A 24845-nucleotide genomic window follows, 5' to 3' on the forward strand; every position below is an offset into this window, starting at 1 on the left:
CCCCGCTAAGGTGGTGACGAGGTCTCCGGTACGAGGGTTGATCTTGGTCGATCAACCCTCATACCGGGGACCTCACTCGTTGCCGATCTCCCACCCGTCAAGTCGAGTCGGCCACCGTGGACTTTGATACGGGCCCTGGTTCCGCGTACTTTTCCGTGGCAAATGCCCGGCGGGGAGGCTTCACTGGTGCAGGTACGACGTAGCGTTTATGGCAGCCGAAGGAAGTAGGGGGACGTGTCTGAGGACGACCGGACGCGGGCCATGCGCTCGCCGGGCGACGGCCGCCCACTGCCTTCCAGGAACGACAAGCCCCCCGGGAACGACGGGGGCCTGCTGTCCGGCGGCGCGCCCGCCCACCAGCGGCCCTCCGCGCCGGGGCCGGAGTCGGCGCCCACGCACCTGCTCCCCAACGCCTCCGGGCCCGCCTCGCCCGCCGGCGACGCTCCCCGGTCGGCCGCCCGCGTGTACGGCAGGCAGCGCTCGGGCGACTCGCCCGTCAGACCGCTCGGGCGGCGGGACGGGCCCCCGGGGCCCGGCGGCCCGTCGGGCCCTTCCGGTCCCTCGCGGTCGCGCTCGCCGAGGCGGCTGCCGTCGTGGTCCACCATCGCGAAGATCGTGGCGGCCGTGGTGGCCCTGCTGCTGGTCGTCGCGGTGGGGCTGTTCTTCTGGATCGACTCCCGGCTGGCCGGCATCGACGGCGTCCTCGACGACTACGAGGGCCGCCCGGCCGACACCCCCGGCACCAACTGGCTGCTCGTCGGCTCCGACAGCCGCAAGGGCCTGTCGGCGGCGCAGCGCCGCAAGCTCGCCACCGGCCGCGCGGCCGGGCAGCGCACCGACTCGATGATGCTGCTGCACATCCCCGAGGGCAGCGACAAGCCGACGCTGGTCAGCCTGCCCCGCGACTCGGCCGTCACCATCCCCGGCAAGGGCCGCAACAAGCTCAACGCCGCCTACGCGTTCGGCGGTCCGAAGCTGCTGGCCCGTACCGTCGAGACCGTCACGGGCGTGCACGTCGACCACTACATGGAGATCGGGTTCGCCGGGTTCGTGGGCATCGTGGACGCGATCGGCGGCGTGGAGATCGACGTACGGGCCGCCGTGGACGACCCCAAGGCCGGGCTCAAGCTGAAGAAGGGCAAGCAGGTGCTCAACGGCAGCCAGGCCCTCGGCTACGTGCGCACCCGCAAGGGCGGCGCGCTGCCCGACTTCGAGCGGACCAAGCGGCAGCGGCAGTTCCTCGGCGCGGTGGTCAAGAAGGCCGCCGGACCCGGTGTCCTGCTCAACCCCTTCACCTCGATCCCGCTGGCCATGAGCGCCACGGACGCGGTCACGGTCGACTCCTCCACGGGCGCGCTCGACATGCTCTCGCTGGGGCTGGCGATGGGCGACAGCCCGGTGACGACCGTGGTGCCGTTCGGCGGCAACGAGATCGCGGGCGGCGGCTCGGCGATCAAGTGGGACCGGACCCGCGCGCTGGCGCTGTTCGACGCGCTCAAGAACGACAGGCCGGTCCCGCAGGAGATCCTGGACGCCGGCTGACCGGCCGCCCCGGTCCCGTCCCGCGAGGGCGGGACCGGGGGCGCTCAGCTGGTGGCGGCGCTGGTCGATGCCGCGATGGCGGCCGACGTGACCGCGGCCATCATGGCCGCGTTGATCGCCGCGATGGTCTTGGCCACGGCGTCGGCCGTCCACGCGCCCTCGGCGATCTCCTTGACGCGCTCCTTGCTCGCGCCCGGGAACGCCTTGCGGTCGATCTTGGCGGCGTGCAGCAGCGCGATGAGCACCGCGGTGCGCGGGTCGGGGTCGGCGCCGCCCAGCGCGCTCGCGACCCGCTCCCTGACGTTCGCCTCGACGGAGCCGTCGGCCTCCGGCCAGCGCGTCGTCGGGAAGATCCCCAGGACCTTGCCGCGCTGCTCGGTCAGCACGCCGGTCTCGGCGAGCCGGGTCAGCAACCGCGGGCGGGGCTTGCCGGCCATGAGCCTCTGCACCCACCAGACGGGCTTGCGCTCCTTGCCCTCCGCCGCGATGCGGGCCAGGGCCGCGTCCAGCTCCTCGTCGCCGAGGGGAGTGGGGTCCTTGACGGTCACGGTCTTGTCCGACAGCTCGATCCGGCCGTTGACGGCCAGCTCGGCGAGGAGGGCTCCGCTCAACGCGGGGTCGAGCTGGGCGGAGCCGACAAGCTGCCTGCCCTCGTCCTCGCTGTAGGCGAGCAGGAGGAGTTCCTCGGCGATCGTCACAGTCATGCCCCCGACACTAACGTGCGCTCATGTCCATCTCCGAGAAGTTGCACGCCGCCGGCCGCCCCCTGCTCGACGCCCAGCTCGCGCACCCCACCGTCGCCGGGATAGCGCGCGGCGACCTGCCCGAGGCGGTGTTCCGGTCCTGGCTGGAGCAGGACTACCTGTTCCTGCTCGACTACGTGCGGGTCTTCGCCCGGCTGGCCTGGCAGGCGCCGGACGGCCACCTGGGGGATCTGGTGGACCTGGCGCACACCACCTTCCATGACGAGCTGAGCCTGCACCGAACCATGTCGGCCGAGTTCGGCGCCGATCTGGAGGGAGCCGTGAAGGGGCCGGCGTGCGCCGCGTACACGGCCTTCCTGCTCGAGTCGGCGGCCACGTACGCCGACGGGCTGGCGGCGCTGTACCCGTGCATGTGGGGATATTCGACGCTGGGCCGGATCCTGGCGCAGGACCCGCCGGCCGAGCCGCGCTACCGCGCGTGGGTGGGCACCTACGCCGACCCGGGGTTCGCCGCGCTGGCCGCCCGGATCGCCGTGATGATCGACGAGGCGGCTCCCGACCCGGTGCGGGCCGAGCGGCTCTTCCGCGAGGGCATGGCTCATGAGCTGGCCTTCTGGGACGTGCCCTGACGCGTGGAGCGGTGTCCGCGAGCGTCCGGGAAGCTGTCGGTGAGTGACCGTACTCTGGTGGCATGCCGGAACTTCCCGAAGTCGAGTCCCTGGCCGGATTCCTGCGTGAGCGGGCGGTCGGCCGGACCGTGCTGGCCGTGGACGTGGTGGCGATCCAGGCGCTCAAGACCTTCGACCCACCGGTGAGCGCGCTGGGCGGGCTGAGCTTGACCGGGGTGTCGCGGCACGGCAAGTTCCTCGACCTCGACTGCGACGGGCTCCACCTCGTCATCCACCTGGCCCGGGCCGGCTGGCTGCGCTGGCGCGACGACCTGTCGGGCGCCAAGCCGGTCCGTCCCGGCAAGGGCCCGCTCGCGGCGAGGGTGCGGTTCGCGCCCGACGACGAGGGCCTGGCGCCGGGGTTCGAGCTGACCGAGGCCGGCACGCAGAAGCGCCTGGCCATGTACGTCACGAGGGACCCGGCCGAGGTGCCCGGCGTGGCCGCGCTGGGCCCGGACCCGCTCGCGGAGTCGTTCACGGTCGAGACGCTGAAGAAGATCGTGGGCGGCAACCGCACGCAGATCAAGGGTTTGCTGCGCGACCAGAAGGTCGTCGCGGGCATCGGCAACGCCTACTCCGACGAGGTGCTCCACGCGGCCCGGATGTCCCCGTTCAAGATCGCGTCCTCGCTGACCGACGCGCAGATCGCGGACCTGCACGAGGCCATCGTCACGACGCTGCGCGAGGCCATGGAGCGGGCCCACGGGCTGGCCGCCAAGGACCTCAAGGCGGAGAAGAAGTCCGGCCTGCGCGTCCACAACCGCGCCGGCCAGCCGTGCGACGTCTGCGGCGACACCATCCGCGAGGTCTCCTTCGCCGACTCCTCGCTCCAGTACTGCCCGACCTGCCAGACCGGCGGCAAGCCGCTCGCCGACCGGCGCCTGTCGCGCCTGCTCAAGTAGGGTCGGTTATCTCTTGTAACCGCAGGGTCCCTGCGACAGCATGGATGCCATGGACGACCACGCCTCCTGTGACATCACCGACGACTACGACGTCCGGCAGTGGGACACCCGCGAGGACTGCGAGGTCCGGCAGATCCTGGACCGCGTCGCCGACAAGTGGTCGCTGCTCGTCATCGCCCTGCTCGACAGCCGAAGCCTGCGCTTCAGCGAGCTGCGCCGCGAGATCGACGGGGTCAGCCAGCGCATGCTCAGCGTGACCCTGCGCCACCTGGAGCGCGACGGCCTGGTGACCAGGACCGTCCATCCCGTCGTGCCGCCCCGCGTCGACTACGCGCTCACGCCGCTCGGCCGCACCCTGCACGAGACGATCAAGTCGCTGGTCACCTGGACCGAGCGGCATCAGCGGGAGATCGCCGAGGCCCGTGCGGCCTACGACCGAAGGCGCGAGATGATGGACGCATGACGGTTCCCGAGGTAGAGGCACGTGACGTACCCGACGACGCTTTCCTGCTGGACGTGCGCGAGCGTGAGGAGTGGGTGGCGGGCCACGCTCCCGAGGCCGTGCACATCCCGATGAGCGAGATCCAGGGGCGCGTCGACGAGGTCCCCGCCGGCGGCAAGGTCTACGTCGTCTGCCGGGTCGGCGGCCGGTCCTACCAGGTGGCGGCCTGGCTGAACCACCTGGGGCGCGAGGCGGTCAACGTCGGCGGCGGCATGCAGTCGTGGGAGGGCGCGAGCCGTCCGATGGTCAGCGAGACCGGTCAGCCGCCGTTCGTGGCCTGAGCCGGTCCCTTAATCCGGTTGCCCCGCGCGCGTCCGTGCTGGTGGGCTGTGCCGGTGAATCGTGATGAGATGCTGGCGGCCTACGACCGCCAGGTGCGAATCAGCCAGGGCGAGCGGGCGGGCCGCGTGGTGCGCAAGGCGGCCGAGGGCGGCTGGAACAGCATCCTGTGGTCGGACCTCGACGAGGACACGGCCGACGCCGAGATCGCGGCGCAGGTGGCGTACTTCACCGCGCTGAAGCGCTCGTTCGAGTGGAAGCTGTACTCCCACGACCGCCCCGCCGACCTGGCGGAGCGGCTGTCGGCCGCGGGCTTCGCGGCAGACCCTGAGGAGACGCTGCTGGCCGCGGAGGCCGCCGCCATGGCCGCCGAGCCGCGGCTGCCCGAAGGCGTCGTCCTGCGCCCAGCGGAGGACCCGGCGGGGATCGAGCTGCTCATGGAGGCGCACGAGCAGGCGTTCGGCATGCCGGTGCCGGGACTGCGCGACCAGTTGCTCCGCCGGCTGGCCGAGCGGCCCGAGTCGATGGCCGCGGTCGTCGCGATGGCCGGCGACCGGCCGATCAGCGGGGCGCGGGTGGACCTGGACCCGGACACCGAGTTCGCCGGGCTCTTCGGCGGCGGCACGGTGGTCGGGTGGCGCGGGCGCGGCGTGTACCGGGCGCTGCTGGCCTACCGGGCGCGGGTGGCCGTCGAGCGGGGCTACCGCTACCTCCATGTGGACGCCTCCAGCGAGAGCCGTCCGATCCTGCTGCGGCTCGGCTTCGTGCCGCTCGGCACCACGACCCCGTACGTCTACACCCCCTGACGGGCCCGGGTGTGGCCGTCAGGCGGCGCATGAGGCATCATGAGGGCGCACGCCAGGACATCTCCGGCACAGACCAGGGTGGTCCGGCGCGCGACAACTACAGATCCCGCGGGAGCTCGGGGCCACCGGGCTGAGAGGGCAGCTACCGCTGCTGCCGACCGCATGAACCTGTCCGGGTAATGCCGGCGTAGGGAGTGTGTGATGACGCATGCCGTCAACGAAGTCCCGCTGACCCTCGACGAGGCCCCGCCGAAGACGCTCGGGGTGCTGGACCAGGGCGCGCTCTGGGCCAACCTCGGGGTGAGCCTGCTGGGCTTCTCCGGCGCGCTCTTCCTGCTCGACCCGCTGGGCGGCGCGCCCCTGAGCGTGGCCGCGGCCCTCACCGCCGCGGTCGTGGGCAGCCTCGTCGGCACCGCCATGGTGGGCCTGGCCGCCATCCCCGGCACGCAGACCGGACGGCCCTCGATGGTGCTGCTCCGGGGGCTGTTCGGGGCACGGCTGTCGTACGTGCCGACGGTGCTCAACATCATCCAGATGGTCGGCTGGGGCGCCTTCGAGCTCTGGGTGATCTCCATGGGCGCGAGCGCGATCTTCGGTCCGGCGGTGCCGTACGCGGTCTGGGTGATCGTCGCCGGGGTCCTCACCACCTCGCTGTCGATCTGGCCGCTCGGCTCGGTGCGGCTGCTGCGCCGGTACGTCACGGTCGCCGTGGTCATCGCGCTGGCCTGGTTCGCCGTGGACTTCCTCGGCCAGGCTCAGCCGCAGGCCGGCGGCTCGTGGCACGCGTTCGCGCCGGCCGTCGACTACGTGATCGCGCTGTCGGTCTCGTGGGTGCCGATGGCCGCCGACTTCGCCCGGCACTCCAGGTCGAGCGCCGCCGCGTTCACCGGCGTCGTCGGCGGCTACACGCTGGCCCAGGTGGCCTGCCTGGGGCTCGGCGTGTACGCGGTGGCCATCGCCGGGGCGGCCGCGGTCCAGGCGGACGGCACCGCGGTGTTCGGGACGTTCGTCGCGGCGCCGCTCGGCGCGCTGTTCTTCGCCGTGCTCGTCCTGCGCGAGACCGACCAGTCGTTCGCGAACGTCTACTCGACCACCCTCTCGCTGCAGAACCTCATGCCCCGCGTCGACCGCCGCGTCTTCAGCGTCGCCATCGGCGTGGTCACCACGGCCGTGGCGCTGGTGGTGGACGTGAACTCCTACGGGGCGTTCCTCGGCATCATCGGCGCGGTGTTCGTGCCGATGTTCGCGGTCCTCGCCGTGGACTACTTCGTGCTCGGCGGCTCCGCCCGGTGGAACACCGACGAGGACGCGCCGTCGCGCTGGTCCATGCTGGTGCCCTGGGTGCTCGGCTTCGCCGCGTACTGGCTGACCACCTCGACGCCGACCGTCGGGGCGTGGGACGGCCTCTGGGCCGGGGTGCGCGAGGCGATCGGCTTCACCCGTCAGCCGTGGATGAACGGCGCGCTCGGCGCGGCGCTCGTGGCCGCCCTGGTCACGCTCGCCCTCGGCCTGGCCCGGCGCCGGACCTACGCCGACCGCGTCTGACAGCTCGTGATCAGGAGCGGGACTCGACGGTGAGGAGGTGGCGCTTGGCGTTCACGCCCCCGGCGTAGTCGCCGAGCGCGCCGTCGCCGGGCACGATCCGGTGGCACGGCACGATGACGCACACCGGGTTGGCCATCAGCGCGTTGCCGACCGCCCGCAGCGCGCGTGGCCGGCCGATGTGCTCGCCGATCTCACTGAGCGTCGCCGTCGTGCCGTACGGGACCGCCATGGTCTTCTGCAGCACCGTGCGCGCGAACGACGTGGCGATGGCCAGGTCGACCGGCGTGGTGAAGGCCCGCAGCCGTCCCGAGAAGTACGCGTCCAGCTCCCGGCGCACCGGGTCCAGCCGGCCGGGGTCGGGCCCGATGAACGAGCCCACGTGCCGCGTCACCCGCTCGTACACCGCGTGCTCGTCCTCGAAGCTGCACGCCACGATCCCCTTGCCGGACACCGCCAGCACCAGCCGCCCCACGGCGCCGTCATAGGTGCCGAACGCGACGTCGGGCGGGTTCTCCCCGCGGTAGGTGGCGGAGGTCACCCGTAGCAGGGCATCGAGATCACCGCTCGACATCCGCTCACCCTCTTCTCACCTGGTAGGTCGTGATCGGCAGCGTATCGGACGGATCGGCCGACGGCGGCCGCGCAGCGCGGGCACTATGGAGGTGTGGGTGACGAGTGGGCCGGCAGTGACGACGAGATCGCTCGCGCGGTGCTCGCCGGCTCGCCCAACGCGCTGATCGCGCTCGACCGGGACCAGACCGTGCTGGTGTGGACCCCGGCCGCCGAGCGGCTCTTCGGCTGGACCGCCGAGGAGATGCTGGGCCGCAGGGCGCCGATCGTGCCGGGGGAGCTGACGGCTGAGCACAACGCGGTGCTCGAACGCGCGCGTACCGGCGACCAGGTGACGCTGCGCACCAAGCGGTTACGCCGCGACGGAAGCGTGCTCGATGTGACGGTCGACATCGGGCCGCTGGTGATGGGCAGCTCGGTGGTGGGATACGTGTGCGTCCACCACCGCGCGGCGGCCGAGGAGGCGGCGAGCGAGCGCATGGCGCGCCGGGTCCGGCTGGTACGCCGGCTGACCGACGTGGTCGGCGACATCAACGCCGAGCTGGAGCTGCCCGCCGTCCTCGACCGGATCGCCGGCAGCCTGACCGAGCTGACGGGCGCCGACGCGGGCGGCTTCGTGCTCATCGAGGGCGAACGGCTGCGCGTGGTCAGCACCCACCGGCTGCCCGAGACGCTCAAGGGCGCCACGGCCGGGCTGCGCACCAGCCTCGTGGACAAGCTGCTGCGCACCGGCAAGACCGTCCTGCTGGAGTCCCACGGGCTCGACGAGCTGCTGTGGGCGGAGCTGACCGGCCTGCACACGATCGCGCTCGGGCTGGCCGCCGTGGGCGGGCGGCCGTACGGCGCCCTCTACGCCCTGTACGCCCAGCGCAAGCCCGGCCACCTGGAGCTGGAGCTGCTGGAGCTGCTGGCCGGGCACGCCGGCATCGCGGTGGGCAACGCCATGGCCTACCAGGAGGCGGTGCGGCAGCGGGCCCACGAGCAGGCGGTGTTCGACGCCAGCGCCGACGGCATCGCCGTGCTCGACGGGGCCGGCCGCGTCATCCGGTGGAACCCCGCGGCGGCCGAGCTCACCGGGCTGCCCGTCGACGACGTGCGGGGCGGGCCGCCGCCGTTCCCGCTGCCCAGCCCGGGGGAGAAGCTGACGTTCCAGCTCGACACGGGCCGCTGGCTCGACGTCGTGAGCGCGCGCGTGGAGGAGACCGGCGAGATGGTGGTCGACTTCCGCGACGTGACGCGCGCCAAGGAGCTGGAGGAGGCCAAGGACCTGTTCCTGGCGACGACCAGCCACGAGCTGCGCACCCCCATCACGATCGTGCGGGGCTTCGCCAGCACCCTCGACGCCCGCTGGGACAAGCTCAGCGACCCCGAGCGCCGCTCCGCCGTCCACACGATCGCCGAGCGGGCCAGGTCGCTGGGGACGCTCATGGACCACCTGCTGCTCGGCTCGCGGGCCGGCGCCGACGAGCTCAAGGTACGGGTGGAGGCATTCGACCTGGCTGAGCGGATTAATGCGGCAACGCTAGGATTGCCCGAGTTGTCCGACACGCATCGGGTCGAGGTGGAAATCCCCGGCGGCCTGCCGTGGGTGAAGGGCGACGCGCTGGCCACCGACATCGTGCTCGGCCAGCTGCTGGAGAACGCCTTCAAGTACTCACCGAAGGGCGGGTTGATCAGGGTCCAGGCATGGCCGGAGGACGGCAGGGTGGTCGTGGTCGTCGACGACGAGGGCGTCGGCATCGCCGCGTCCGACCGGGAACGGATCTTCGAGAGGTTCGTCCAGGTCGACAGTGGTGACCGGAGGAGATTCGGCGGCGTGGGGCTCGGGCTCTACATCGTGCGCAGCCTCGCGAGGGCCCAGGGCGGCGACGTGAGCGCCCATGCGCGACCGGGAGGAGGCACCCGGATGCGGATGGTGCTCAACGCGGCTGCTCCTATCGGAACCGACACACCGGTGTGGTAACGAGGTGGTCACGGTTGAGCTGACCTATCGTCCGATGTGGACAAGCTGTGATCGAGATCCGGTTTCTGGGATCGAGTAACGGGGCATTTCGGTCGTACCGGGGAGTGTTCCCGCGGGGGGCACATGAAGACGGGGAGGTGGGTGTGTCAAGCGTGGTGTTGCTGCCGTACGCGCCGTCCAGCGTCGCTGTTGCCCGCCAGCGTCTGAGCACTGACCTGCATGATTGCGGCGTCTTCTCCGCCGCGATCGACGATGCGGTGCTCGTGGTGAGCGAGTTGCTCAGCAACGCGCTGCGGCACGCGCATCCGCTGCCGTCGGGCATGGTCAAGGTCACCTGGCTGCGCAACGACGACCACATCGAGGTCGCGGTGAGCGACGGAGGCGCGGCGACCGAGCCGCGCGCGGGCCGTCCCACGCTGTCCTCCCTCGGCGGCCGGGGTCTGGGCATCGTGGAGTACGTCGCCGAGAGCTGGGGTGTGCGCCACGACGGCGACACCACCACGGTCTGGGCCGTCCTGCCGGCCCCCAACGGCAACGGCACCATGAAAGGCCAGGTCGCAGCCCTGCGAGAGGCCGGCTGAGCCGGCCTCTCGGTTTTTGTCCGGGCGTTCGCCCGCTCTCCGTCAGGCGAACCGGCGCGCGAGCACCGTCCGTTCACCGTACGTCCATGCGCTGGACACCAGCAGGTACAGGGCGGCGGCGAGCGGCATCACCAGGGCCGCCAGGACCGAGCCGAAGGGCATCAGCGGCATGATCCTCCGCATCAGTGCCGGCTGCTCCTCGGGGAGTGTGGCCCTGATCCGGCGCGCCTGGAGCCACGCCACCAGCGTGACCAGGGCGATCACCACAATGAAGACCGAAAAGGGCCAACTGATCAGTCCGTAATGGGTGACAATTCCGGCAACCTGCTGGCCCAGCGGGGCGCCCAGAAGGTCATGACCGGCCAAGGCAGTCGGATGCGTGGCCACCCGGTACATCAGCCACATGAACGGCAGCTGGGCCATCCCGGGCAAGATTCCGGCCAGCGGCGAGCTGCCCTCGTTCGCGTACAGACGGGACAGCTCCTTGCTGAGCCGCTCCGGGTTGCGCTCGAACCGCTTGCGCAGGGCCCGGACCTTCGGAGCCAGGCGTTCGGTGACGCGCGCGGCCCGCGCCTGCCGGACGCTCAGCGGGAGCAGCAGCAGCCGTACGGCCAGCGTGAACAGCACGATCGCGACGGCCGCGTGGCCTCCGGACATGCCGACGAGAAGCGTGACAAGAGAATCGATCATGAGCCCTTCCTCGACGTGCAGGTGACGAGGGCTCGACGAGACGAGCCCCGCTAGACGGAAGCGGGGCTGGGAGAGGGCGCTCTCGGGCGCGGCCGACCGGCGGCGCCGGGATCACGCTGACGCTGGAACGCCGTCCGCCGGGCGTACACCAGCGGGAAGCTCGGCCCGCTGCCGCCCACGACGGGCAGCAGCCGGGCGGCCCAGCTCACCAGGAGCAGGACCGCCACCATGGTGATGCCGGCCAGCCACGGGTCCAGCAGGAACAGGGTCACGTCAGGTCCCGGACCGGGACTACCGCGACGACGTCTTGCCGACCAAGGTGACGGCGACGAAGACGAGCAGAGCCACCACCCCGATGATCAGCGCGACCTTCAGGAGTCCCAGCACCATGGGCAGGACGAAGGTGAACAGCACGAAGAGCCCCAGCAGGGCTCCCAGCACGAGCATGACGACTCGACTCATGAGCCCACCGTACGTCCTCCGACCAAGATCCGCGAGGCTTACGAACCGATGACGTGGGTGTCCCATCAGGGGGCGCCGGCCGTACGGTGAAGACGTGAGCACGCGCATCCTGGTGGTCGACGACGACCCCACGGTGGCCGAGGTGGTGGCGCGGTACCTGGAGCGCGACGGCCACGAGGTGGAGTGCGTGAGCGACGGCGCCGAGGCGCTGCGGCGCGCCCTCGCCCGGCCGCCCGACCTGATGGTCCTCGACCTCATGCTGCCCAAGGTGGACGGCCTCCAGGTGTGCCGCAAGCTCCGGGAGCGCTGGCCGGTCCCCGTGATCATGCTGACCGCGCTGGGCGAGGAGATCGACCGGGTCGTCGGGCTGGAGACGGGCGCCGACGACTACGTCACCAAGCCGTTCAGCCCGCGCGAGCTGGCGCTGCGGGTCCAGTCGGTGCTGCGGCGGGCGCGCGGCGCTTCCGTGCCGGGCGGCACGGGGGTCCTGCGCGACGCCGACCTGATGGTGGACGTGGGGGCGCACGAGGTACGGCTGGGCGGGGCCGAGGTGATGCTGACGGCGCGGGAGTTCGACCTGCTGGCGTACCTCATGCGCAACCCTCGTCAGGCGTTCAGCCGGTCGGCGCTGCTGGACCAGGTGTGGGGGTGGTCGTTCGGCGACTCGTCCACCGTGACGGTGCATGTGCGGCGGCTGCGGGAGAAGATCGAGGTGGATCCGACGGAGCCGCGCAGAATTGTGACGGTGTGGGGGGTCGGGTACCGGTTCGAGCCTCTGGAGACCTCGGGATGAGCCCGGCGCCCCCTCTCCTGACCGGCCTCCCGACGGCTCTGCTGGACCGGCTCCCGGGCGGTCCTGTCGACCGGCTCCCTGGCGGTCCTGTGGCGGCCGGGGCTGCGGCGATGGGCGATCTGGGGATGATCGTCGCGGTCACGGCCGGGCTCGGGCTGCTGGTGGCGCTCGTCGGGGTGTGGGCCATGTGGGCGCTGCGCCGCCGCTCCATCGGCGTGATGCTGGGCGTGGTCATGGTCGTCTCCATCGCGGCCACCCTGGCCGGCGTCGTGGCGATCACCCTGAAGATGATCATCGAGGGTCAGGTCAAGAACATCGTGCTCAGCGTCGTCGCGGTGGGCGGCCTGGTGGGGCTCGGAGTGGCGTACGTGCTGGCCAGGCGGGTCGTGGGCGAGAGCCGCCGACTGGTCGCCGCCGTACGCGAGCCGCCGTTCACCGCGCCGGCCGGCCTGCCCGCCGAGCTCCAGACGATCGCCAACACGCTGGAGGAGGCGTACGCCCGCGAGCGCGCCCTCGAAGGCGCCCGGCGCGAACTCGTGGCATGGGTCAGCCACGACCTGCGCACGCCGCTCGCCGGGATGCGCGCCATGGCCGAGGCGCTGGAGGACGGGGTGGTGACCGACGAGGCGACGGTCGGGCGCTACCACCGGCAGATCAAGCTGGAGGTGGAGCGCCTGTCGGCGATGGTGGACGACCTGTTCGAGCTGTCACGCATCCACTCGGGGGCGCTGCGGCTGTCCCGGGCCAGGATCGGCCTGGCCGACCTGGTGGCCGACACCCTCGCCGGGGCCGAGCCGCTGGCCAGGGCGAAGGGCGTGAAGCTGAGCGCTGAGGCCGCCGAGGCGGTGCCCGTGGAGGCCGACGCGGGAGCGCTGGGACGGGCGCTCGGCAACCTCGTCGTGAACGCCATCCGGCACACCCCCTCGGACCGCTCCGTGGTGCTGCGGGCCGAGGTGGACTCGGGCATGGCCTGCCTGTCGGTGAGGGACTGCTGCGGGGGCATACCGGACGCGGACCTGCCAAGGGTGTTCGACGTCGCCTTCCGGGGCGAGACCGCTCGTACCCCGACCCGGGAGGGGGGCGGGGCCGGGCTCGGACTGGCCATCGCCCAGGGGATCGTCGAGGCGCACGACGGGATGATCGGCGTGGTCAACGACGGCCCGGGCTGCCGCTTCGAGATCCGTCTCCCGCTGGTGCGCTGACGCGCTGACGCGCTGGTGCGCTGGTGCGCTGGTGCGCTGGTGCGCTGACGCGCTGAGGCGCGTCAGGCCGCCGGGCCTCATCGCGCCTCGCCATGCGGTCCCGGCGGCCACTCGCTGCCCGGCGCCGTCCTATGCGCGCTCGGGGAGGGTGTCGCCGTCGAGAGTCCCGCCGAACGACTCCGACATCGCGCGAAATGTCGGGCACGGCCAGCGCCACATGCAGCTCCGGCAGCGCAGGATCGGATTGGCCGAGTCGCTGGTGATGCCCCCGGCGTCCCTGGGCTGATGCAGGTCGAGCAGGCGCAGCGTCAACTCGGTGAATGCCAGCACATCCCGGCGGGCGCCCGCGAGGAACTCCAGGTCCTCGATCGCCAGCCGGGTACGTACAGGGACGAACCCCTCGTGGTTGACCAGACCACGCAGGCGCCCGACCTCGTCGTTCCAGGGGGCGGCCTTCTCGGTGCGGATGAGGATGGTCTCCAGGTGCTCGCGGAGCCGTTGACGCTGAGGATCTTCGGGTTCTTCGCTGTTCATCAGATACTCGGGCCCGTGAGTCGCGCCCAGCCCCTCCTTCTCGATGCGGCGATCAGAGTGGTTTCCGGATGCGGGTGCCGGGCCGCCCCCTTCCGGCCGTGCCGGTGTCACACCGTCAAGCTTCGCGTACTCTGCGTTCCTGTGAAGCCCAAACGGAGGACAAAAACCTGCTGTTCGCCTCTCGGCGTGACAACGTGACCGGAAGGCTTCGCGCCGCTAGCCTGCCCCTGTGGAGCTCAAGGTCTCGACTCGATCACATGCCGGCCAGGCGCTCGTCGCCATCACCGGCGAAATCGACCTCTATACGGCACCCCACCTGCAGTCCGAGTTCACTCGCCTGCTGCAGGACGGGCCCAGCCGCGTGGTCATCGACATGTCCGGCGTGGATTTCTGCGACTCCACGGGGATGAACGTCCTGCTCTCGGCGCTGAAACGCATGAAGGAGCGGGGCGGCGCCCTCGACGTGGCCGCCCCTCGTCCCGCCGTACGGAAGATCCTGCAGGTCACGGGGCTCGACTCGGTCTTCACCGTGTACGACGCGGTGCCGCAGGAACTCCTGATCACCGAGGGGTCGTGAGATCGCCCTTGACCCGCCCGCACCCCATCCCCTCGCCCACCACGGATCTCGCGCCGGCCGCGGGCCCTTCGGCCGGCAGAGACCTCACCGTCATCAGGGAACCCGCGATCATGCCGTACGCGACACGGACTCCCGCGATCACGCCGTACGCGACACGGACTCCCGCGATCACGCCGTACGCGACACGGACTCCCGCGATGGACGCGGGCCGGACCCACGCTCCCGGCCCGCACCGGATGACCGTGCCCGGCGTGGCGGGGACCCGCATCCCCGCCCTCACCTCTGTCGGTGAGGCGAAGTGAGCGGCGACACGGCGGTCATCATCCCGGCCAAGGACGAAGCGAGACGCATCGGCGCCACCGTCACCGCCTCCCTGGCCCTCCCGGGAGTCGACCTGGTCGTGGTCGTCGACGACGGATCGTCCGACCAGACCGGCAAGGCGGCGCGCGCGGCGGGCGCCCGAGTGGTACGCCACAGCCGCAACCGCGGCAAGGCGGCCGCCATGGAGACGGGCGCGGAAGCCGTACGCCTGCTCGACGGCGACACCCCGCGCCACTTACTGTTCCTGGACGCCGACCTCGGCGAGACCGCCGGAGCGGCGGCCGCCCTGATCACCCCGATCCGCGAGGGCACGGCCGACATGTCCATCGCGGTCTTCGCCGCGCGCGTCAAGCTCGGCGGCCACGGCATGGTCGTCCGGCTGTCGCGTGACGGCATCCGCCGCGCCACCGGGTTCACGGCCACCCAGCCCCTCAACGGCCAGCGCTGCCTCACCCGCGCCGCCTTCGAGGCGGCCAGGCCACTGGCCCACGGGTTCGGGGTGGAGACGGGGCTCACCATCGACCTGCTGCGCAAGGGGTTCCGCGTGGTGGAGGTCGAGGTGGAGATGAGCCACCGCGCGACGGGCACGGACTGGCGCGCCCAGCTTCACCGCGCCCGTCAACTCCGCGACGTGGCACTCGCCCTGGCGACCCGCGAGCCCCTAATCACCCAAAACCTCAACAAACTCCGCCCCAACCGCTGACCGGCTCCACGCAAACCCGGTCGATCCCTCTCACCACCCTGCACACCCCGCGGATTCCCCCACGAATCACCTTTCGGCCGCTCCGTGTGCCGTCGCCTTGTCCCGAACGCCGAGACGGCCCGGAGCCGGCCCGGCAACCCGTCCGGCCCCACCGTCACGGGCGGTGCCCAGGCTCCCGCGCCGTCTCCCTCGCCCATCGGCGCGGGCACGCCCGCACGGCTGATCCCAGGACTCAGGTACGGGCGCACCTGCCGAATGACCGGCCCTGTTTCGGGCCGCCTCGCTGTCCAGACATGTCCTGACGTACCGCACGCGCGGTCTACCCGGCGCAGCTCGCCCGGTGGAGCTTGCCCGACGCAGCTGCCCGGCGCTCAAGAACGAGCTCGGATGCGACCGAAACCCACCCCCCCGCCCGTCCGAAACCCGATTCTGGCCTTTCCGGCCACTCCTCCGGCACAATCCCCACTCCTTCATCCACCAGAAACGCGAAGTTATCCACAGCCTGGGGACAGACGACCCGGGTGCTCGGCCCGGTGTGCTGGAATTTGCGGGTGACTCCGGAGAACGAGAGCGGAAAGCCGAGCCACCGGCTTCCGAGGGCTGCCACGATCGCGATCGTCGCGTCGATCCTGCTGACGATCGCCATCGGCATCCTCGGCCCGTCCGCCATGGTCCCGGCCCTCGGCGGCCCGGCCTGGACACCGCCGTTCTCCCTGGACGTCCGGCCCGATCCCCATCTCGTGATCGCCATGGCCGTTGCCGCCGTTCTCCTCGGCGGCCTGGGCCTCCTGGCGGGCCTGACCGCCACCCGCCGAGCTGCCTCCCCCTCGAAGGACCACCCGGCCCAGCCACCCTCCACCCCCCGAAACGCCGCAGATCACCCAAAGTCGCACCGCTGCACCCTGGGCCACCTCGCCTCGGACCACAGCGCTGTGGGACGCATCACCTCGGACCACGGCGCGCTCGACCACAATCCGCCCGCTGACCACATCTCACCGCCCCACCGGCCACCCGACGGCACCACCCCGGAGCCGTCACGCCCACCACGGACCACCACACCCCGCACCGGCCCACATCCGGCAACACCGCGCCAACCGCCCGAACACCCGCGAGAGCGCCCTCTCGGCCGTGGCGATCACGGCCTGCCGCCGGCCCGGCTGCTCGTCCTCATCGGTTGCGTCGCCGCCGGTCTGCTCGCCTTCCTGCCACCCTCCGGCTCCGGCGATCATCTCAACTACGCCGCGTACGGCCGCATGGTGGTTCTCGGCGTCGACCCGTACACCCACGGCGCGGTCGATCTTCCCGGCGACCCCATCGCCAAAGCGGTGGAGGATCCGTGGCGCGAGGAGCCCAGTGTCTACGGCCCGGTCGCGACGGGCGCGCAGGCGTTGGCGAGCTGGGTCGGTGGCGACTCGCTCAAGCTGACGATCTTCGTCCTGGCCCTGCTCAATTCCGCCGCGTTCATCGCGACAGGTCTCCTGATCGACCGTTTCACCCGGCACGACCCCGCCGGACGGCTGCGGGCAGCCCTCCTGTGGACGGCCAACCCGCTCCTGCTGTACCAGCTCGTCGCCGGCATGCATCTGGACACGCTGGCCGTCGCCTGCATGATCGCAGCCCTCCTGGCGCGCGGCCGTCCGGTGCGATCAGGGCTGCTGCTCGGCCTCGGGGTGGCGATCAAGGTCAACGCGGGGCTGGTCGCCCTGGGCCCCGCGTGGGAGCTGCGCCGCCGCCCGCGACGACTGGCGCTGATGGCCGGGGCGGCCCTGGCCGTGGTGGTCGCCGGGTACGCCATCGTGGGCACGGACGCCATCAGCCCGGTGACCCGCACCAGCAAGGCGATCTCACACGCCTCGTACTGGAAGCTCGTCCAGGGCTGGCTGCAGACGCTGGTGGGTGAGGGGAGCGCCTACCGAGGCGAGATCCAGATCGGTTCCCTGCTCGTCCTCGCCCTCATCGCCTGGTCCCTGTTCCGCCTGTCCCCCCGCCTCACCCCGTCCGGATCGCCGACGACCGGCGACCCGGCCGGCGGGCCGCCGGCCGAGGTGGTGTCCGCCGTGCTGGTCGCCGCGTACGTGTTCGCGACGCCGTACGTCCTGCCCTGGTACGACGGGATGGCCTTCGCGTTGCTCGCGCTGGTGGCGGCCACGGCCTTCGACGGTTTCCTCGTCGTCCACCTGCTGGTGCTGTCGCTGGCCTACCTGCCGGCGCGGGTGATCAGCCTACCGGCCGACCTCGACTGGCTCAGGGCCGTGGTGAGGCCGCAGGTGGTTCCGTGGATGCTGCTGGCTCTGACGGTGGCCCTGGTGTGGTGGGCCCGGAGATCCGCAGGGCCCGTACGGAAGCGGCGAGCGACAGCGGTACCGCCACCGTGAGCGCCATGGCCGGGATGGCGATCCCCGAGTCGTTGATGAGAAAGCCGATGAACGCGCACGTCAACGCCCCGAACAGGCCGGCGCGGAGAGCGGGCGCGAGCGCGTACGCCTGGCCGAGCGCCGACGCGCCCCAGCGCGACGGGCGGTCCAGCACCAGGAACAGGAAGGCGAGCGCCACCACGGAGAGCAGCGTCAGCGACCAGTTCCCGACGGTGACGCCGATCATGGCGCCGAACTTCCGGCCGACCACGGTCCATGCCTGGCCGTCGATGATCTGCTGGACGAAGTTGCCCAGATGGGTTCGCTGCGTCGCGGGCCGTAGCCAGTCGAAGACCGCGATGGCGCCGATCAGCGCGGCGCCCCCGATCGCCACCAGCAGCAGCTTGACGATGGAGACCCGGCGACCGGAGAGCATGATGAGGAAGACCGCCAGTCCGATCACGAAGGCGGGCACGCCTCCGAAGTCGGCGCCCCATGCGGGCCACCCGTCGGCGAAGACCGCCAGGCCGCCGTACGCGGAGCAGACCAGCAGCGTCACGATACGCGGCACGCCCTTGCCCAGCAGCCACTGGGCGACCCCGGCGAGCCCGAGGATGGTTCCGGTCGCGTAGACGGCGAAGGCGATGTTGCTGAACCCGTAGAACCGGCCGCCGGTGACGGGCTCGTAGCCGGTGACGGCGTTCACCTGCAGCGTGGAGCCGGTCATCACGTCCGCGAGCAGAGCCACCGACGTGACGGCCGCGACGACGGTGAGCGGCCCGAGCACGTGCCCCCGCCACGGCCCGGCGAACGCCACCCCGCTGATCAACAGGGCGATGCCGAGAATGGTGACGATCAGGGCCGCCATCGGCGTGGGCAGGCTCCACCAGGGCACAAGCTGCGCCAGGAACGTGGAGACGGCGATGGCCCCACTGACCACCGCCACAACCTGCACGGTGGTCAGCAGCCGCGACTCCCCTGCGACATCCCTCCTGGCGCCCCCACCAGGCCCCCCACCCGCCGCCCCGGCTTCCGAAGGTACGCCGGCTGATGCGGCCGCCGCCGGGACGTCCGCCGCTGGTGTGGTCCCTGCCGGGACGTCACCCACCGGTGCGGTCCCTGCCGGGACGCTGCTTGTTGGTGCAGCCCCCGCAGGGACGTCCGCCGCCGGTGTGGCCCCCGCCGGGACGCCTTCCGCCGCCGTACCTTCCGCTGGTACGCCCGCCGCCGGTGCGGCCCCTGCCGGTGCGTCACCCACCGGTGCAGCCCCCGCCGGGACGCCCGCCGCTGATGCAGTCCCTGCCGGTACGTCCGCCGTTCCGTTGGGGTGCTGGGGGGCGTCGGTGGTGAGGGCCCGGCCTCGGGTGCCGGGGGACTTGCGGCGGCGGCGGAGGGCGAGCGCGGCGAAGGCGTAGAAGGCCAGCTGCACCGAGACGAACACCGCGAAGAACGGTCCACGCACATCGCGGAGCACCTGGCTGGCCAGGTCGGCGTCCGCCAGCTCCGCGACCGTCTCGGCCGGTGTGGCCGGGGCGGGGCCGTCGCTCTGCCAGGCCCGGCCGACGACCTGACGCGGAGGTTCGAGCCCGAGTGTCGCGATCGCCGTGGCCGTCAGGTCGGTGATCGTGACCAGGGCGTCCTGCCGTGTGGAGGTGGCGGTGAGGTGACCGTGACGGTACTGCTCCCCGCCGGAGGGCTCCTCCGCGCCGGAAGGCTGGTCCCCGCCAGGCTGCTCCCCGCCGGAAGGCTGGTTCCCGACCGAAGGTTGCTCCCCGCCGGGCCGCTTCCCGCCGGGCTGCTTCCCGCCGGAAGGCTGGTCGCTGGAGGGTGGGGTTGCGGTCGGCTCGTTCGTGGCGGCTGGTTGGTCGGCCGGGGCCGGGCCGGTGGCGAGGGCGACGTGGAGGTGGGCGTTCGGGGTGACGTCGGAGATGCCCGCCACCAGGATCGTCGTGTCGGTCGGCAGCCGGGTCAGGAGGGCGCCGATGCGCCGGTCGGCCTCCGCGACGGCCGCCCGCCTCGTGGCTGTCGGCATGGGCGACGGCACGCCGTACTCGTCGAGGGGCTGGCGGGACCACGCCTCGGCCAGCGGGGAGACGTCCTGCACGATCAGGTGGTAGGAGGACGGGTCCGGCAGGGCTTCCGGAGTGTCGGCGTATGTGGCGATATTTCCCGCCTTGTTGGCGGCGGCGAGAGCCGCTCCCGGACCGATGGCCGCGACCCGGCCCCCTCCGTCGGTCACCAGCTGACCGAGCGTGCCGAGCTGCGCGTCGTAGCCCGTGTCCGCCTGGAGAGCGGCCAGCGCCGCCCAGCCGGGGACGGTGGCGCCGTCGCCGTTCCGCTGCGGCGTGGGCAGGGCGGGACAGCCGCGCTCGGCCGTACCGGCTCGCTGGCCCGCCGAGACGGTCAGCCACCCTGCGAGGGGACACGTGACGCCACGGTCCGGTGGCGGGACGGCGCGCGTGGACAGGGACGCCGAGCCTGCTCGTCCGACGAGCTTCCACAGGTTGGGGGTTCGGGAAGCGTCGAGGTCGCTCCACTCCAGGCCGGGGACGCCGATGAGGGCCACCCTGCCGGTCAGTTGGTCGGCTCGGCCGGTCGGGGTGCGGGCGGTGGGCCGGAGGGCGTGCAGCGGTGAGGGTGCGCTCGTGGTCGCGGAGGCTGCGACGGTCGTCGCGGCTGCGGGGACCGTCGTGGCGGAAGTGGCGAGGACGGCGCTCGCGACGAGGGCGAGTGCGCGGGTCAACGACCGACCGGCGAGCCGCGCGAGGAACATCCGCAGAGTCGCGGACGAAGGAGGCGTGAGCGCGGACGAAGGAGCCGTCAGAGAGGGGGAAGGAGCCGTCAGCGGGCGGGAAGGATGCGTGAGCGAGGGGGGAGGAGGCACGGGGGTGGGCGACGACGTGGCCGAGCGGTCGGGCAGGGAAGGTGACCGCCGGGGCGGGAGAGGGGCCAGGGGCGTGCGGGGGTGTGAGGGCGCGCTGAAGCTGGCGTGCGGCATGTACGGGACCCCCGGTGTCTGACCCTCGATCGGCAACAGCCACGGTAACCTCCCACACCGTGACAGGTGGCGAGACGCCGGTGCTCCGGCGGCAGTGGTGGGCGTGGGCCGTGGCGGCGGTCGTCGTGGCGTGGGCCGTGGCTCCCCTGGTGCTGCACTGGCTGACGAACCCCGACGACCAGCGCCTCGTCGACCTCGATGTTTACCGTACCGGCGGACAGATGCTCCTGGACGGCCGCGCCGTGTACGACTTCTCCACCCCCGCCCCCCAGTTGCTCCCGTTCACCTATCCGCCCGTCGCGGCGATGCTGGCCGTGGCGCTGGCCGAGATGTCGTGGGGGACGGCCCAGTGGGTGTGGACGGCCGGGATCTTCGTGGCGCTGGCCGTGACCGTGGGGTACTCCTTCCGCAAGGCGCTTGTCGGAGCGCTCGGGAAGCACGGCCCGTGGGTGTTCGCGTTCCTGATGGTGGCGTGCACGTATGTGATGCCGATCCGCGACCAGGTCCGGTTCGGGCAGGTGGACATCATGCTGGTGGCGCTGTGCCTGGCCGACTGCGTGGCGCGGCGGCCGTGGTGGCCGCGCGGGTTCCTGATCGGGGTGGCGACCGCGGTCAAGCTCACCCCCGGTGTCTTCCTGGTGTACCTGCTGGTCACGAGGCAGTGGCGGACGCTGTTCATGGCGTCGTTCGTGACGGGGCTCCTCACGTTGCTGCCGTTCGCGGTGATCCCCCGGGACGCGGCCGGCTTCTGGTTCTCGGCGCTCCTCGACCCCGAGCGTCTCGGCTCGAACGCCGGCACCACCAACCAGTCCGTCCGCGGCATGCTGATCCGCCTGTATCTGAACGACACGCTGACGTGGGTCCTGTGGGTGGCGGTCGTGGCCGTGGTCGCCTGGTACGGGTTCCGCGCCGCCCGTGAGGCGTACCGGGCGGACGACCACGTCACCGCCGTGGCGCTGGTGGGGCTGATGGCGGTGCTGCTGTCGCCCGTCGCGTGGATCCACCATCTGGCCTGGGTGGTCGTGGTGCTGGGCGCGCTCGTGGGCGACGGCCGCGATCCGGTACGGCTGCGCGTGGCGGCCGGGGTGTGGCTGTACTACGTGCTGCCGATCCCGTGGTGGGGCGTGTCGCTGAAGGCGGCCGAGATCCCGGTGCTGAGCCCCGTCCTGGGGAAGATCGTGCAGAACGGGTACGGACTGGGCGCGCTGGCCCTGGTCTGGCTGCTGGCGGCCTGGCTGCCGAAGCGGAGGGCGGCCGAGCCCTCGCCAGGCGCCTTGGCCGCCCATTACCCTCGGTAGCGTGCTGATTGCCGTGGGGATGTGCGCCGCCGCCGCGACGGGCGGCGTGGTCATGGGCTACCTGGCTCTCCGGCGGGCTCGGGAGGAGATCGAGGACTGCCGCCGCATGCTCGTACGGCAGGCGTCGGCCGCCCGAGGGGACCTGATGGCCATCCGGGACGTGGCCGTGTGCCGGTACGACGCCCTGGAGAAGATGGCGGGCGAGCTGTCGTTCTCGGTCGCGATGATCAACGGTCTGGGCGACGGCATCGTGCTGACCTCCATCAACGGCTGCTCCGAGAGCCGCACGTACGTGCGCCGCGTGGTGGGCGGCAGGGGCGAGCAGCCGCTGTCGCCGGAGGAGGAGCAGGCGGTGCGGGCGGCCAGGCTCGGGCTGGGATCAGTCGCGGCGAAGCCGCGCGCACCTCGACAAGCTGCGGATACCCTGTAGCCATGCCCAGACTCGCCTATCTCGGGCCCGAGGGAACCTTCACCGAGGAAGCCCTGCGGCTCCTGGATCCCGGCGCCGAGCGTCTGCCCTGCCCGACCGTGAGCGCCGCGCTGGCCGCCGCGCGCAGCGGCGAGGCCGACGGCGCCGTCGTGCCGCTGGAGAACTCCGTCGAGGGGGCGATCACCACGACGCTGGACGAGTTCGCCTGGGGCGAGCCTCTCCTGATCAACGCCGAGCTGCTGCTGCCGGTGCGCTTCTCGCTGCTGGCCCGGCCCGGCGCGGAGATCCCGCGCATCAAGCGCGTCTACACCCATCCCGCGGCCATCACCCAGTGCCGCGCGTTCCTCTCCCGGGAGCTGCCCGACGCGGTGGTGGTGGCGGCGCCCTCGACGGCCGCCGCGGCCCAGGAGGTGTCGCTGCCCAGCTCGCCGTACGACGCGGCGATCGCGGCGCGCATCGCGGGCGAGCACTACAACCTGGTGGAGCTGGCCGGCGACATCGGGGACCGCACCGACACGGTGACGAGGTTCGTCAAGGTGGCCCGTCCCGGCGGTCCGCTGCCCGGGCCGACCGGGTCCGACCGCACCACGCTCGTCGTCTTCCTCGCCGACGACCACCCGGGCGCGCTGCTGGAGATGCTGACCGAGTTCTCCGTGCGCGGCGTCAACCTGACCCGCATCGAGTCGCGGCCCACCGGCGACGGCATCGGCCGCTACTTCTTCCACTTCGACTTCGAGGGCCATGTCGCCGACGCCCGGGTCGGCGAGGCCATCTCGGGGCTCCACCGGATCTGCGACGAGGTGCGCTTCCTCGGCAGCTATCCGCGGGCCGACGGCGTCGTGCCCCGGGTCAAGCGGGGCACGGCCGACGAGGAGTTCGCCGAGGCGGGCGGCTGGCTGGCCCGGATCCGCTCCGGCGAGGTCTGACGGGCCGCAGGGGCGACGTCCGGGAATCGAGGGGCGAGGAGACGTCCCGCGCCGGTAGCCTTTCCTTGTGATTGACCTGCGTACCCTTCGTGAGGACCCCGACCGGCTCCGGGCGTCGCAGCGTGCCCGCGGTGAGGACGACGCCGTCGTCGACACGCTGCTCGACCTCGATGAGCGCCGGCGCTCCGCGCTGACCGGCTTCGAGTCGCTGCGCGCCGAGCAGAAGAGTTTCGGCAAGTCGGTGTCGAAGGCGCAGGGCGAGGAGAAGGCCGCGCTGCTGACCCGGGCCAAGGAGCTGGCGAGCGCGGTCAAGGCCGCCGAGTCGGAGGCCGAGCGGCTGGGCGGCGAGCTCGACGAGCTCATGCAGACGGTCCCCAACCTCGTCGAGGAGGGCGCGCCGCACGGCGGCGAGGACGACTACGTCGTGCTGGAGACCCACGGCGAGCCGCGCCGGTTCGACTTCGAGCCGAAGGACCACCTGGAGATCGGCGAGCTGCTCGATGCGATCGACATGGAGCGGGGCGCCAAGGTGTCCGGCTCGCGGTTCTTCTTCCTCAAGGGCGTCGGCGCCCGGCTCCAGCTCGGCCTGCTCAACATGGCGATGCAGCAGGCCATCGCCGCCGGCTTCACGCCCATGATCACTCCGGTGCTGGTCAAGCCGGAGACCATGCAGGGCACCGGCTTCCACGTGGCCCACGACAAGGAGATCTACCGCCTTCCCGAGGACGACCTCTACCTGGTCGGCACCTCCGAGGTGGCGCTGGCGGGCTACCACGCCCAGGAGATCCTCGGCGGGGACGAGCTGCCGCTGCGCTACGCGGGCTGGTCGTCCTGCTTCCGTCGCGAGGCCGGCTCGTACGGCAAGGACACGCGGGGCATCATCCGCGTCCACCAGTTCGACAAGGTGGAGATGTTCTCCTACGTACGGCCGGAGGAGGCGCACGAGGAGCACCAGCGGCTGCTGGCCTGGGAGAAGGAGATGCTCGACGCGGTGGAGGTGCCCTACCGGATCATCGACACGGCGGCGGGCGACCTCGGCATGTCGGCGGCGCGCAAGTTCGACTGCGAGGCGTGGATCCCCACCCAGGGCCGCTACCGGGAGCTGACCTCGACCTCCAACTGCACGGAGTTCCAGGCCCGCCGGCTGGGGGTGCGCTTCCGCGACAAGGACGGCAAGCCGCAGCACGTGGCCACGCTCAACGGCACCCTGGCCACCACGCGCTGGATCGTCGCCATCCTGGAGAACCACCAGCAGGCCGACGGCTCGGTCGTGGTGCCGGAGGCCCTGCGCCCGTACGTCGGCCTCGACGTCCTGGAGCCCGCCAAGAAGTAGGCGGGTCCTGGAGCCGCCGAGAAGTAGGCCGTACGCGGCCTTGAGAGGGCCCGGAGACCCCCTTGCGGGGGTCGCCGGGCCCTTGTCCTTCTCAGCGGCCGTACGAGGCCCGTACGGGCCTCTGGAACGCGAAAGGCCGGAAGCCCGCTGGACGCGGACCCC

The 24845-nt window shown here is 72.0% G+C and carries 26 protein-coding genes, 1 pseudogene and 1 riboswitch; of the genes and pseudogenes, 20 read left to right on the forward strand and 7 right to left on the reverse strand.

Annotated elements, in window-relative coordinates:
• Positions 1-234: 234 nt before the first annotated feature.
• The gene (locus ACIBG4_RS26145) at positions 235-1542 is read left to right on the forward strand and encodes an LCP family protein (protein WP_397204052.1); all 1308 of its coding nucleotides are present in this window, start codon (positions 235-237) and stop codon (positions 1540-1542) included.
• Positions 1543-1586: 44 nt separating this feature from the next.
• Here ACIBG4_RS26145 and ACIBG4_RS26150 read toward each other — a convergent pair whose 3' ends face one another.
• Complete coding sequence (locus ACIBG4_RS26150; RefSeq protein WP_397204053.1) at positions 1587-2246, reverse strand: GPP34 family phosphoprotein; 660 nt, start codon at positions 2244-2246, stop codon at positions 1587-1589.
• A 23-nt stretch (positions 2247-2269) separates the two neighbouring features.
• Between ACIBG4_RS26150 and ACIBG4_RS26155 the strand changes: the two genes are divergently transcribed.
• From ACIBG4_RS26155 to ACIBG4_RS26180, 6 genes are all read left to right on the forward strand, one after another.
• A complete protein-coding gene (locus ACIBG4_RS26155) occupies positions 2270-2875 on the forward strand; it encodes a TenA family protein (RefSeq protein ID WP_397204054.1) in 606 nt (201 codons plus the stop codon).
• Between the two features lie 62 nt (positions 2876-2937).
• Positions 2938-3816: an Fpg/Nei family DNA glycosylase gene (locus ACIBG4_RS26160; protein ID WP_397204055.1), complete on the forward strand. Its 879-nt coding sequence runs from the start codon at positions 2938-2940 to the stop codon at positions 3814-3816.
• 49 nt (positions 3817-3865) lie between these two features.
• A complete protein-coding gene (locus ACIBG4_RS26165; protein WP_310707620.1) occupies positions 3866-4279 on the forward strand; it encodes a helix-turn-helix domain-containing protein in 414 nt (137 codons plus the stop codon).
• Positions 4276-4599 (forward strand): rhodanese-like domain-containing protein, encoded by a 324-nt coding sequence (locus ACIBG4_RS26170; RefSeq protein WP_310707619.1) that lies wholly within the window; start codon positions 4276-4278, stop codon positions 4597-4599. Before ACIBG4_RS26165 ends, ACIBG4_RS26170 begins: the two co-directional genes overlap by 4 nt.
• A 54-nt stretch (positions 4600-4653) precedes the next feature.
• Positions 4654-5403 carry a GNAT family N-acetyltransferase gene (locus ACIBG4_RS26175; protein ID WP_397204056.1) on the forward strand — a complete coding sequence of 250 codons (750 nt, stop codon included), beginning with the start codon at positions 4654-4656 and terminating at the stop codon, positions 5401-5403.
• Between the two features lie 98 nt (positions 5404-5501).
• Positions 5502-5614, forward strand: a riboswitch (TPP riboswitch).
• Positions 5605-6948 carry a purine-cytosine permease family protein gene (locus ACIBG4_RS26180; protein ID WP_397204057.1) on the forward strand — a complete coding sequence of 448 codons (1344 nt, stop codon included), beginning with the start codon at positions 5605-5607 and terminating at the stop codon, positions 6946-6948. (Overlaps the previous riboswitch by 10 nt.)
• 10 nt (positions 6949-6958) lie before the next feature.
• Here the strand turns inward: ACIBG4_RS26180 and ACIBG4_RS26185 are convergent, their stop codons facing one another.
• Complete coding sequence (locus ACIBG4_RS26185; protein ID WP_397204058.1) at positions 6959-7519, reverse strand: methylated-DNA--[protein]-cysteine S-methyltransferase; 561 nt, start codon at positions 7517-7519, stop codon at positions 6959-6961.
• 93 nt (positions 7520-7612) lie between these two features.
• On the opposite strand from ACIBG4_RS26185, the gene ACIBG4_RS26190 reads away from it, so the two are divergent.
• Both ACIBG4_RS26190 and ACIBG4_RS26195 read left to right on the forward strand, forming a co-directional pair.
• A complete protein-coding gene (locus tag ACIBG4_RS26190; RefSeq protein ID WP_397204059.1) occupies positions 7613-9481 on the forward strand; it encodes a PAS domain S-box protein in 1869 nt (622 codons plus the stop codon).
• 143 nt (positions 9482-9624) lie between these two features.
• A complete protein-coding gene (locus tag ACIBG4_RS26195) occupies positions 9625-10062 on the forward strand; it encodes an ATP-binding protein (RefSeq protein ID WP_397204060.1) in 438 nt (145 codons plus the stop codon).
• Positions 10063-10104: 42 nt separating this feature from the next.
• On the opposite strand, the gene ACIBG4_RS26200 is transcribed toward ACIBG4_RS26195, so the two are convergent.
• The 3 genes from ACIBG4_RS26200 to ACIBG4_RS26210 are packed head-to-tail and all read right to left on the reverse strand — an operon-like array spanning position 10105 to position 11214.
• A complete protein-coding gene (locus ACIBG4_RS26200) occupies positions 10105-10752 on the reverse strand; it encodes a YidC/Oxa1 family membrane protein insertase (protein WP_397204061.1) in 648 nt (215 codons plus the stop codon).
• A 50-nt stretch (positions 10753-10802) separates the two neighbouring features.
• Positions 10803-11024: a DUF6412 domain-containing protein gene (locus ACIBG4_RS26205; RefSeq protein WP_397204062.1), complete on the reverse strand. Its 222-nt coding sequence runs from the start codon at positions 11022-11024 to the stop codon at positions 10803-10805.
• Positions 11025-11043: 19 nt separating this feature from the next.
• Positions 11044-11214 (reverse strand): hypothetical protein, encoded by a 171-nt coding sequence (locus ACIBG4_RS26210; RefSeq protein WP_397204063.1) that lies wholly within the window; start codon positions 11212-11214, stop codon positions 11044-11046.
• Between the two features lie 94 nt (positions 11215-11308).
• Here ACIBG4_RS26210 and ACIBG4_RS26215 point away from each other — a divergent pair, with 94 nt between their 5' ends.
• Positions 11309-12007, forward strand: coding sequence for a response regulator transcription factor (locus tag ACIBG4_RS26215; protein WP_397204064.1), 699 nt, complete (start codon positions 11309-11311; stop codon positions 12005-12007).
• Between the two features lie 110 nt (positions 12008-12117).
• Entirely contained in the window at positions 12118-13209 is a 1092-nt protein-coding gene (locus ACIBG4_RS26220; RefSeq protein WP_397204065.1) for a sensor histidine kinase, read from the forward strand.
• A 129-nt stretch (positions 13210-13338) separates the two neighbouring features.
• Here the strand turns inward: ACIBG4_RS26220 and ACIBG4_RS26225 are convergent, their stop codons facing one another.
• Entirely contained in the window at positions 13339-13743 is a 405-nt protein-coding gene (locus ACIBG4_RS26225) for a hypothetical protein (RefSeq protein ID WP_397204066.1), read from the reverse strand.
• Between the two features lie 229 nt (positions 13744-13972).
• Between ACIBG4_RS26225 and ACIBG4_RS26230 the strand changes: the two genes are divergently transcribed.
• The 4 genes and pseudogenes from ACIBG4_RS26230 to mptB all read left to right on the forward strand — a co-directional run.
• Positions 13973-14320 carry an STAS domain-containing protein gene (locus ACIBG4_RS26230; RefSeq protein WP_175594545.1) on the forward strand — a complete coding sequence of 116 codons (348 nt, stop codon included), beginning with the start codon at positions 13973-13975 and terminating at the stop codon, positions 14318-14320.
• Positions 14317-14622, forward strand: coding sequence for a hypothetical protein (locus ACIBG4_RS26235; protein WP_397204067.1), 306 nt, complete (start codon positions 14317-14319; stop codon positions 14620-14622). The genes ACIBG4_RS26230 and ACIBG4_RS26235 overlap by 4 nt, the downstream gene beginning before the upstream one ends.
• Positions 14619-15344 carry a glycosyltransferase family 2 protein gene (locus ACIBG4_RS26240; protein ID WP_397204068.1) on the forward strand — a complete coding sequence of 242 codons (726 nt, stop codon included), beginning with the start codon at positions 14619-14621 and terminating at the stop codon, positions 15342-15344. The genes ACIBG4_RS26235 and ACIBG4_RS26240 overlap by 4 nt, the downstream gene beginning before the upstream one ends.
• A 749-nt stretch (positions 15345-16093) precedes the next feature.
• A pseudogene (gene mptB / locus ACIBG4_RS26245) lies at positions 16094-17434 on the forward strand (polyprenol phosphomannose-dependent alpha 1,6 mannosyltransferase MptB); the annotation flags it as partial.
• 154 nt (positions 17435-17588) lie between these two features.
• Here the strand turns inward: mptB and ACIBG4_RS26250 are convergent.
• The gene (locus ACIBG4_RS26250) at positions 17589-20441 is read right to left on the reverse strand and encodes a hypothetical protein (protein ID WP_397204069.1); all 2853 of its coding nucleotides are present in this window, start codon (positions 20439-20441) and stop codon (positions 17589-17591) included.
• A 118-nt stretch (positions 20442-20559) separates the two neighbouring features.
• Between ACIBG4_RS26250 and ACIBG4_RS26255 the strand changes: the two genes are divergently transcribed.
• From ACIBG4_RS26255 to serS, 5 genes are all read left to right on the forward strand, one after another.
• Positions 20560-20718, forward strand: a complete 159-nt coding sequence (locus ACIBG4_RS26255; protein WP_397204070.1) for a hypothetical protein — start codon at positions 20560-20562, stop codon at positions 20716-20718.
• A gap of 37 nt (positions 20719-20755) precedes the next feature.
• Entirely contained in the window at positions 20756-21994 is a 1239-nt protein-coding gene (locus tag ACIBG4_RS26260; RefSeq protein ID WP_397204071.1) for a glycosyltransferase 87 family protein, read from the forward strand.
• A gap of 1 nt (position 21995) precedes the next feature.
• Positions 21996-22424: a DUF4446 family protein gene (locus ACIBG4_RS26265; protein ID WP_397204072.1), complete on the forward strand. Its 429-nt coding sequence runs from the start codon at positions 21996-21998 to the stop codon at positions 22422-22424.
• A 2-nt stretch (positions 22425-22426) separates the two neighbouring features.
• Entirely contained in the window at positions 22427-23350 is a 924-nt protein-coding gene (gene pheA / locus ACIBG4_RS26270) for a prephenate dehydratase (protein WP_397204073.1), read from the forward strand.
• 67 nt (positions 23351-23417) lie between these two features.
• The gene (gene serS, locus ACIBG4_RS26275; RefSeq protein ID WP_355434721.1) at positions 23418-24683 is read left to right on the forward strand and encodes a serine--tRNA ligase; all 1266 of its coding nucleotides are present in this window, start codon (positions 23418-23420) and stop codon (positions 24681-24683) included.
• Positions 24684-24845: the final 162 nt, after the last annotated feature.

The sequence above is a fragment of the Nonomuraea sp. NPDC050383 genome (assembly GCF_044459125.1).
Classification (GTDB): domain Bacteria; phylum Actinomycetota; class Actinomycetes; order Streptosporangiales; family Streptosporangiaceae; genus Nonomuraea.

Excerpts from the sequence above, each read along its gene's own strand:
- ACIBG4_RS26210 (WP_397204063.1), bottom strand. The coding sequence starts at position 11,214 with ATGAGTCGAGTCGTCATGCTCGTGCTGGGAGCCCTGCTGGGGCTCTTC.
- ACIBG4_RS26150 (WP_397204053.1), bottom strand. The coding sequence starts at position 2,246 with ATGACTGTGACGATCGCCGAGGAACTCCTCCTGCTCGCCTACAGCGAG.
- ACIBG4_RS26165 (WP_310707620.1), top strand. The coding sequence starts at position 3,866 with ATGGACGACCACGCCTCCTGTGACATCACCGACGACTACGACGTCCGG.
- ACIBG4_RS26160 (WP_397204055.1), top strand. The coding sequence starts at position 2,938 with ATGCCGGAACTTCCCGAAGTCGAGTCCCTGGCCGGATTCCTGCGTGAG.
- ACIBG4_RS26180 (WP_397204057.1), top strand. The coding sequence starts at position 5,605 with ATGACGCATGCCGTCAACGAAGTCCCGCTGACCCTCGACGAGGCCCCG.
- ACIBG4_RS26200 (WP_397204061.1), bottom strand. The coding sequence starts at position 10,752 with ATGATCGATTCTCTTGTCACGCTTCTCGTCGGCATGTCCGGAGGCCAC.
- ACIBG4_RS26185 (WP_397204058.1), bottom strand. The coding sequence starts at position 7,519 with ATGTCGAGCGGTGATCTCGATGCCCTGCTACGGGTGACCTCCGCCACC.
- ACIBG4_RS26220 (WP_397204065.1), top strand. The coding sequence starts at position 12,118 with ATGGGCGATCTGGGGATGATCGTCGCGGTCACGGCCGGGCTCGGGCTG.
- pheA (WP_397204073.1), top strand. The coding sequence starts at position 22,427 with ATGCCCAGACTCGCCTATCTCGGGCCCGAGGGAACCTTCACCGAGGAA.
- ACIBG4_RS26170 (WP_310707619.1), top strand. The coding sequence starts at position 4,276 with ATGACGGTTCCCGAGGTAGAGGCACGTGACGTACCCGACGACGCTTTC.
- ACIBG4_RS26155 (WP_397204054.1), top strand. The coding sequence starts at position 2,270 with ATGTCCATCTCCGAGAAGTTGCACGCCGCCGGCCGCCCCCTGCTCGAC.
- ACIBG4_RS26225 (WP_397204066.1), bottom strand. The coding sequence starts at position 13,743 with ATGAACAGCGAAGAACCCGAAGATCCTCAGCGTCAACGGCTCCGCGAG.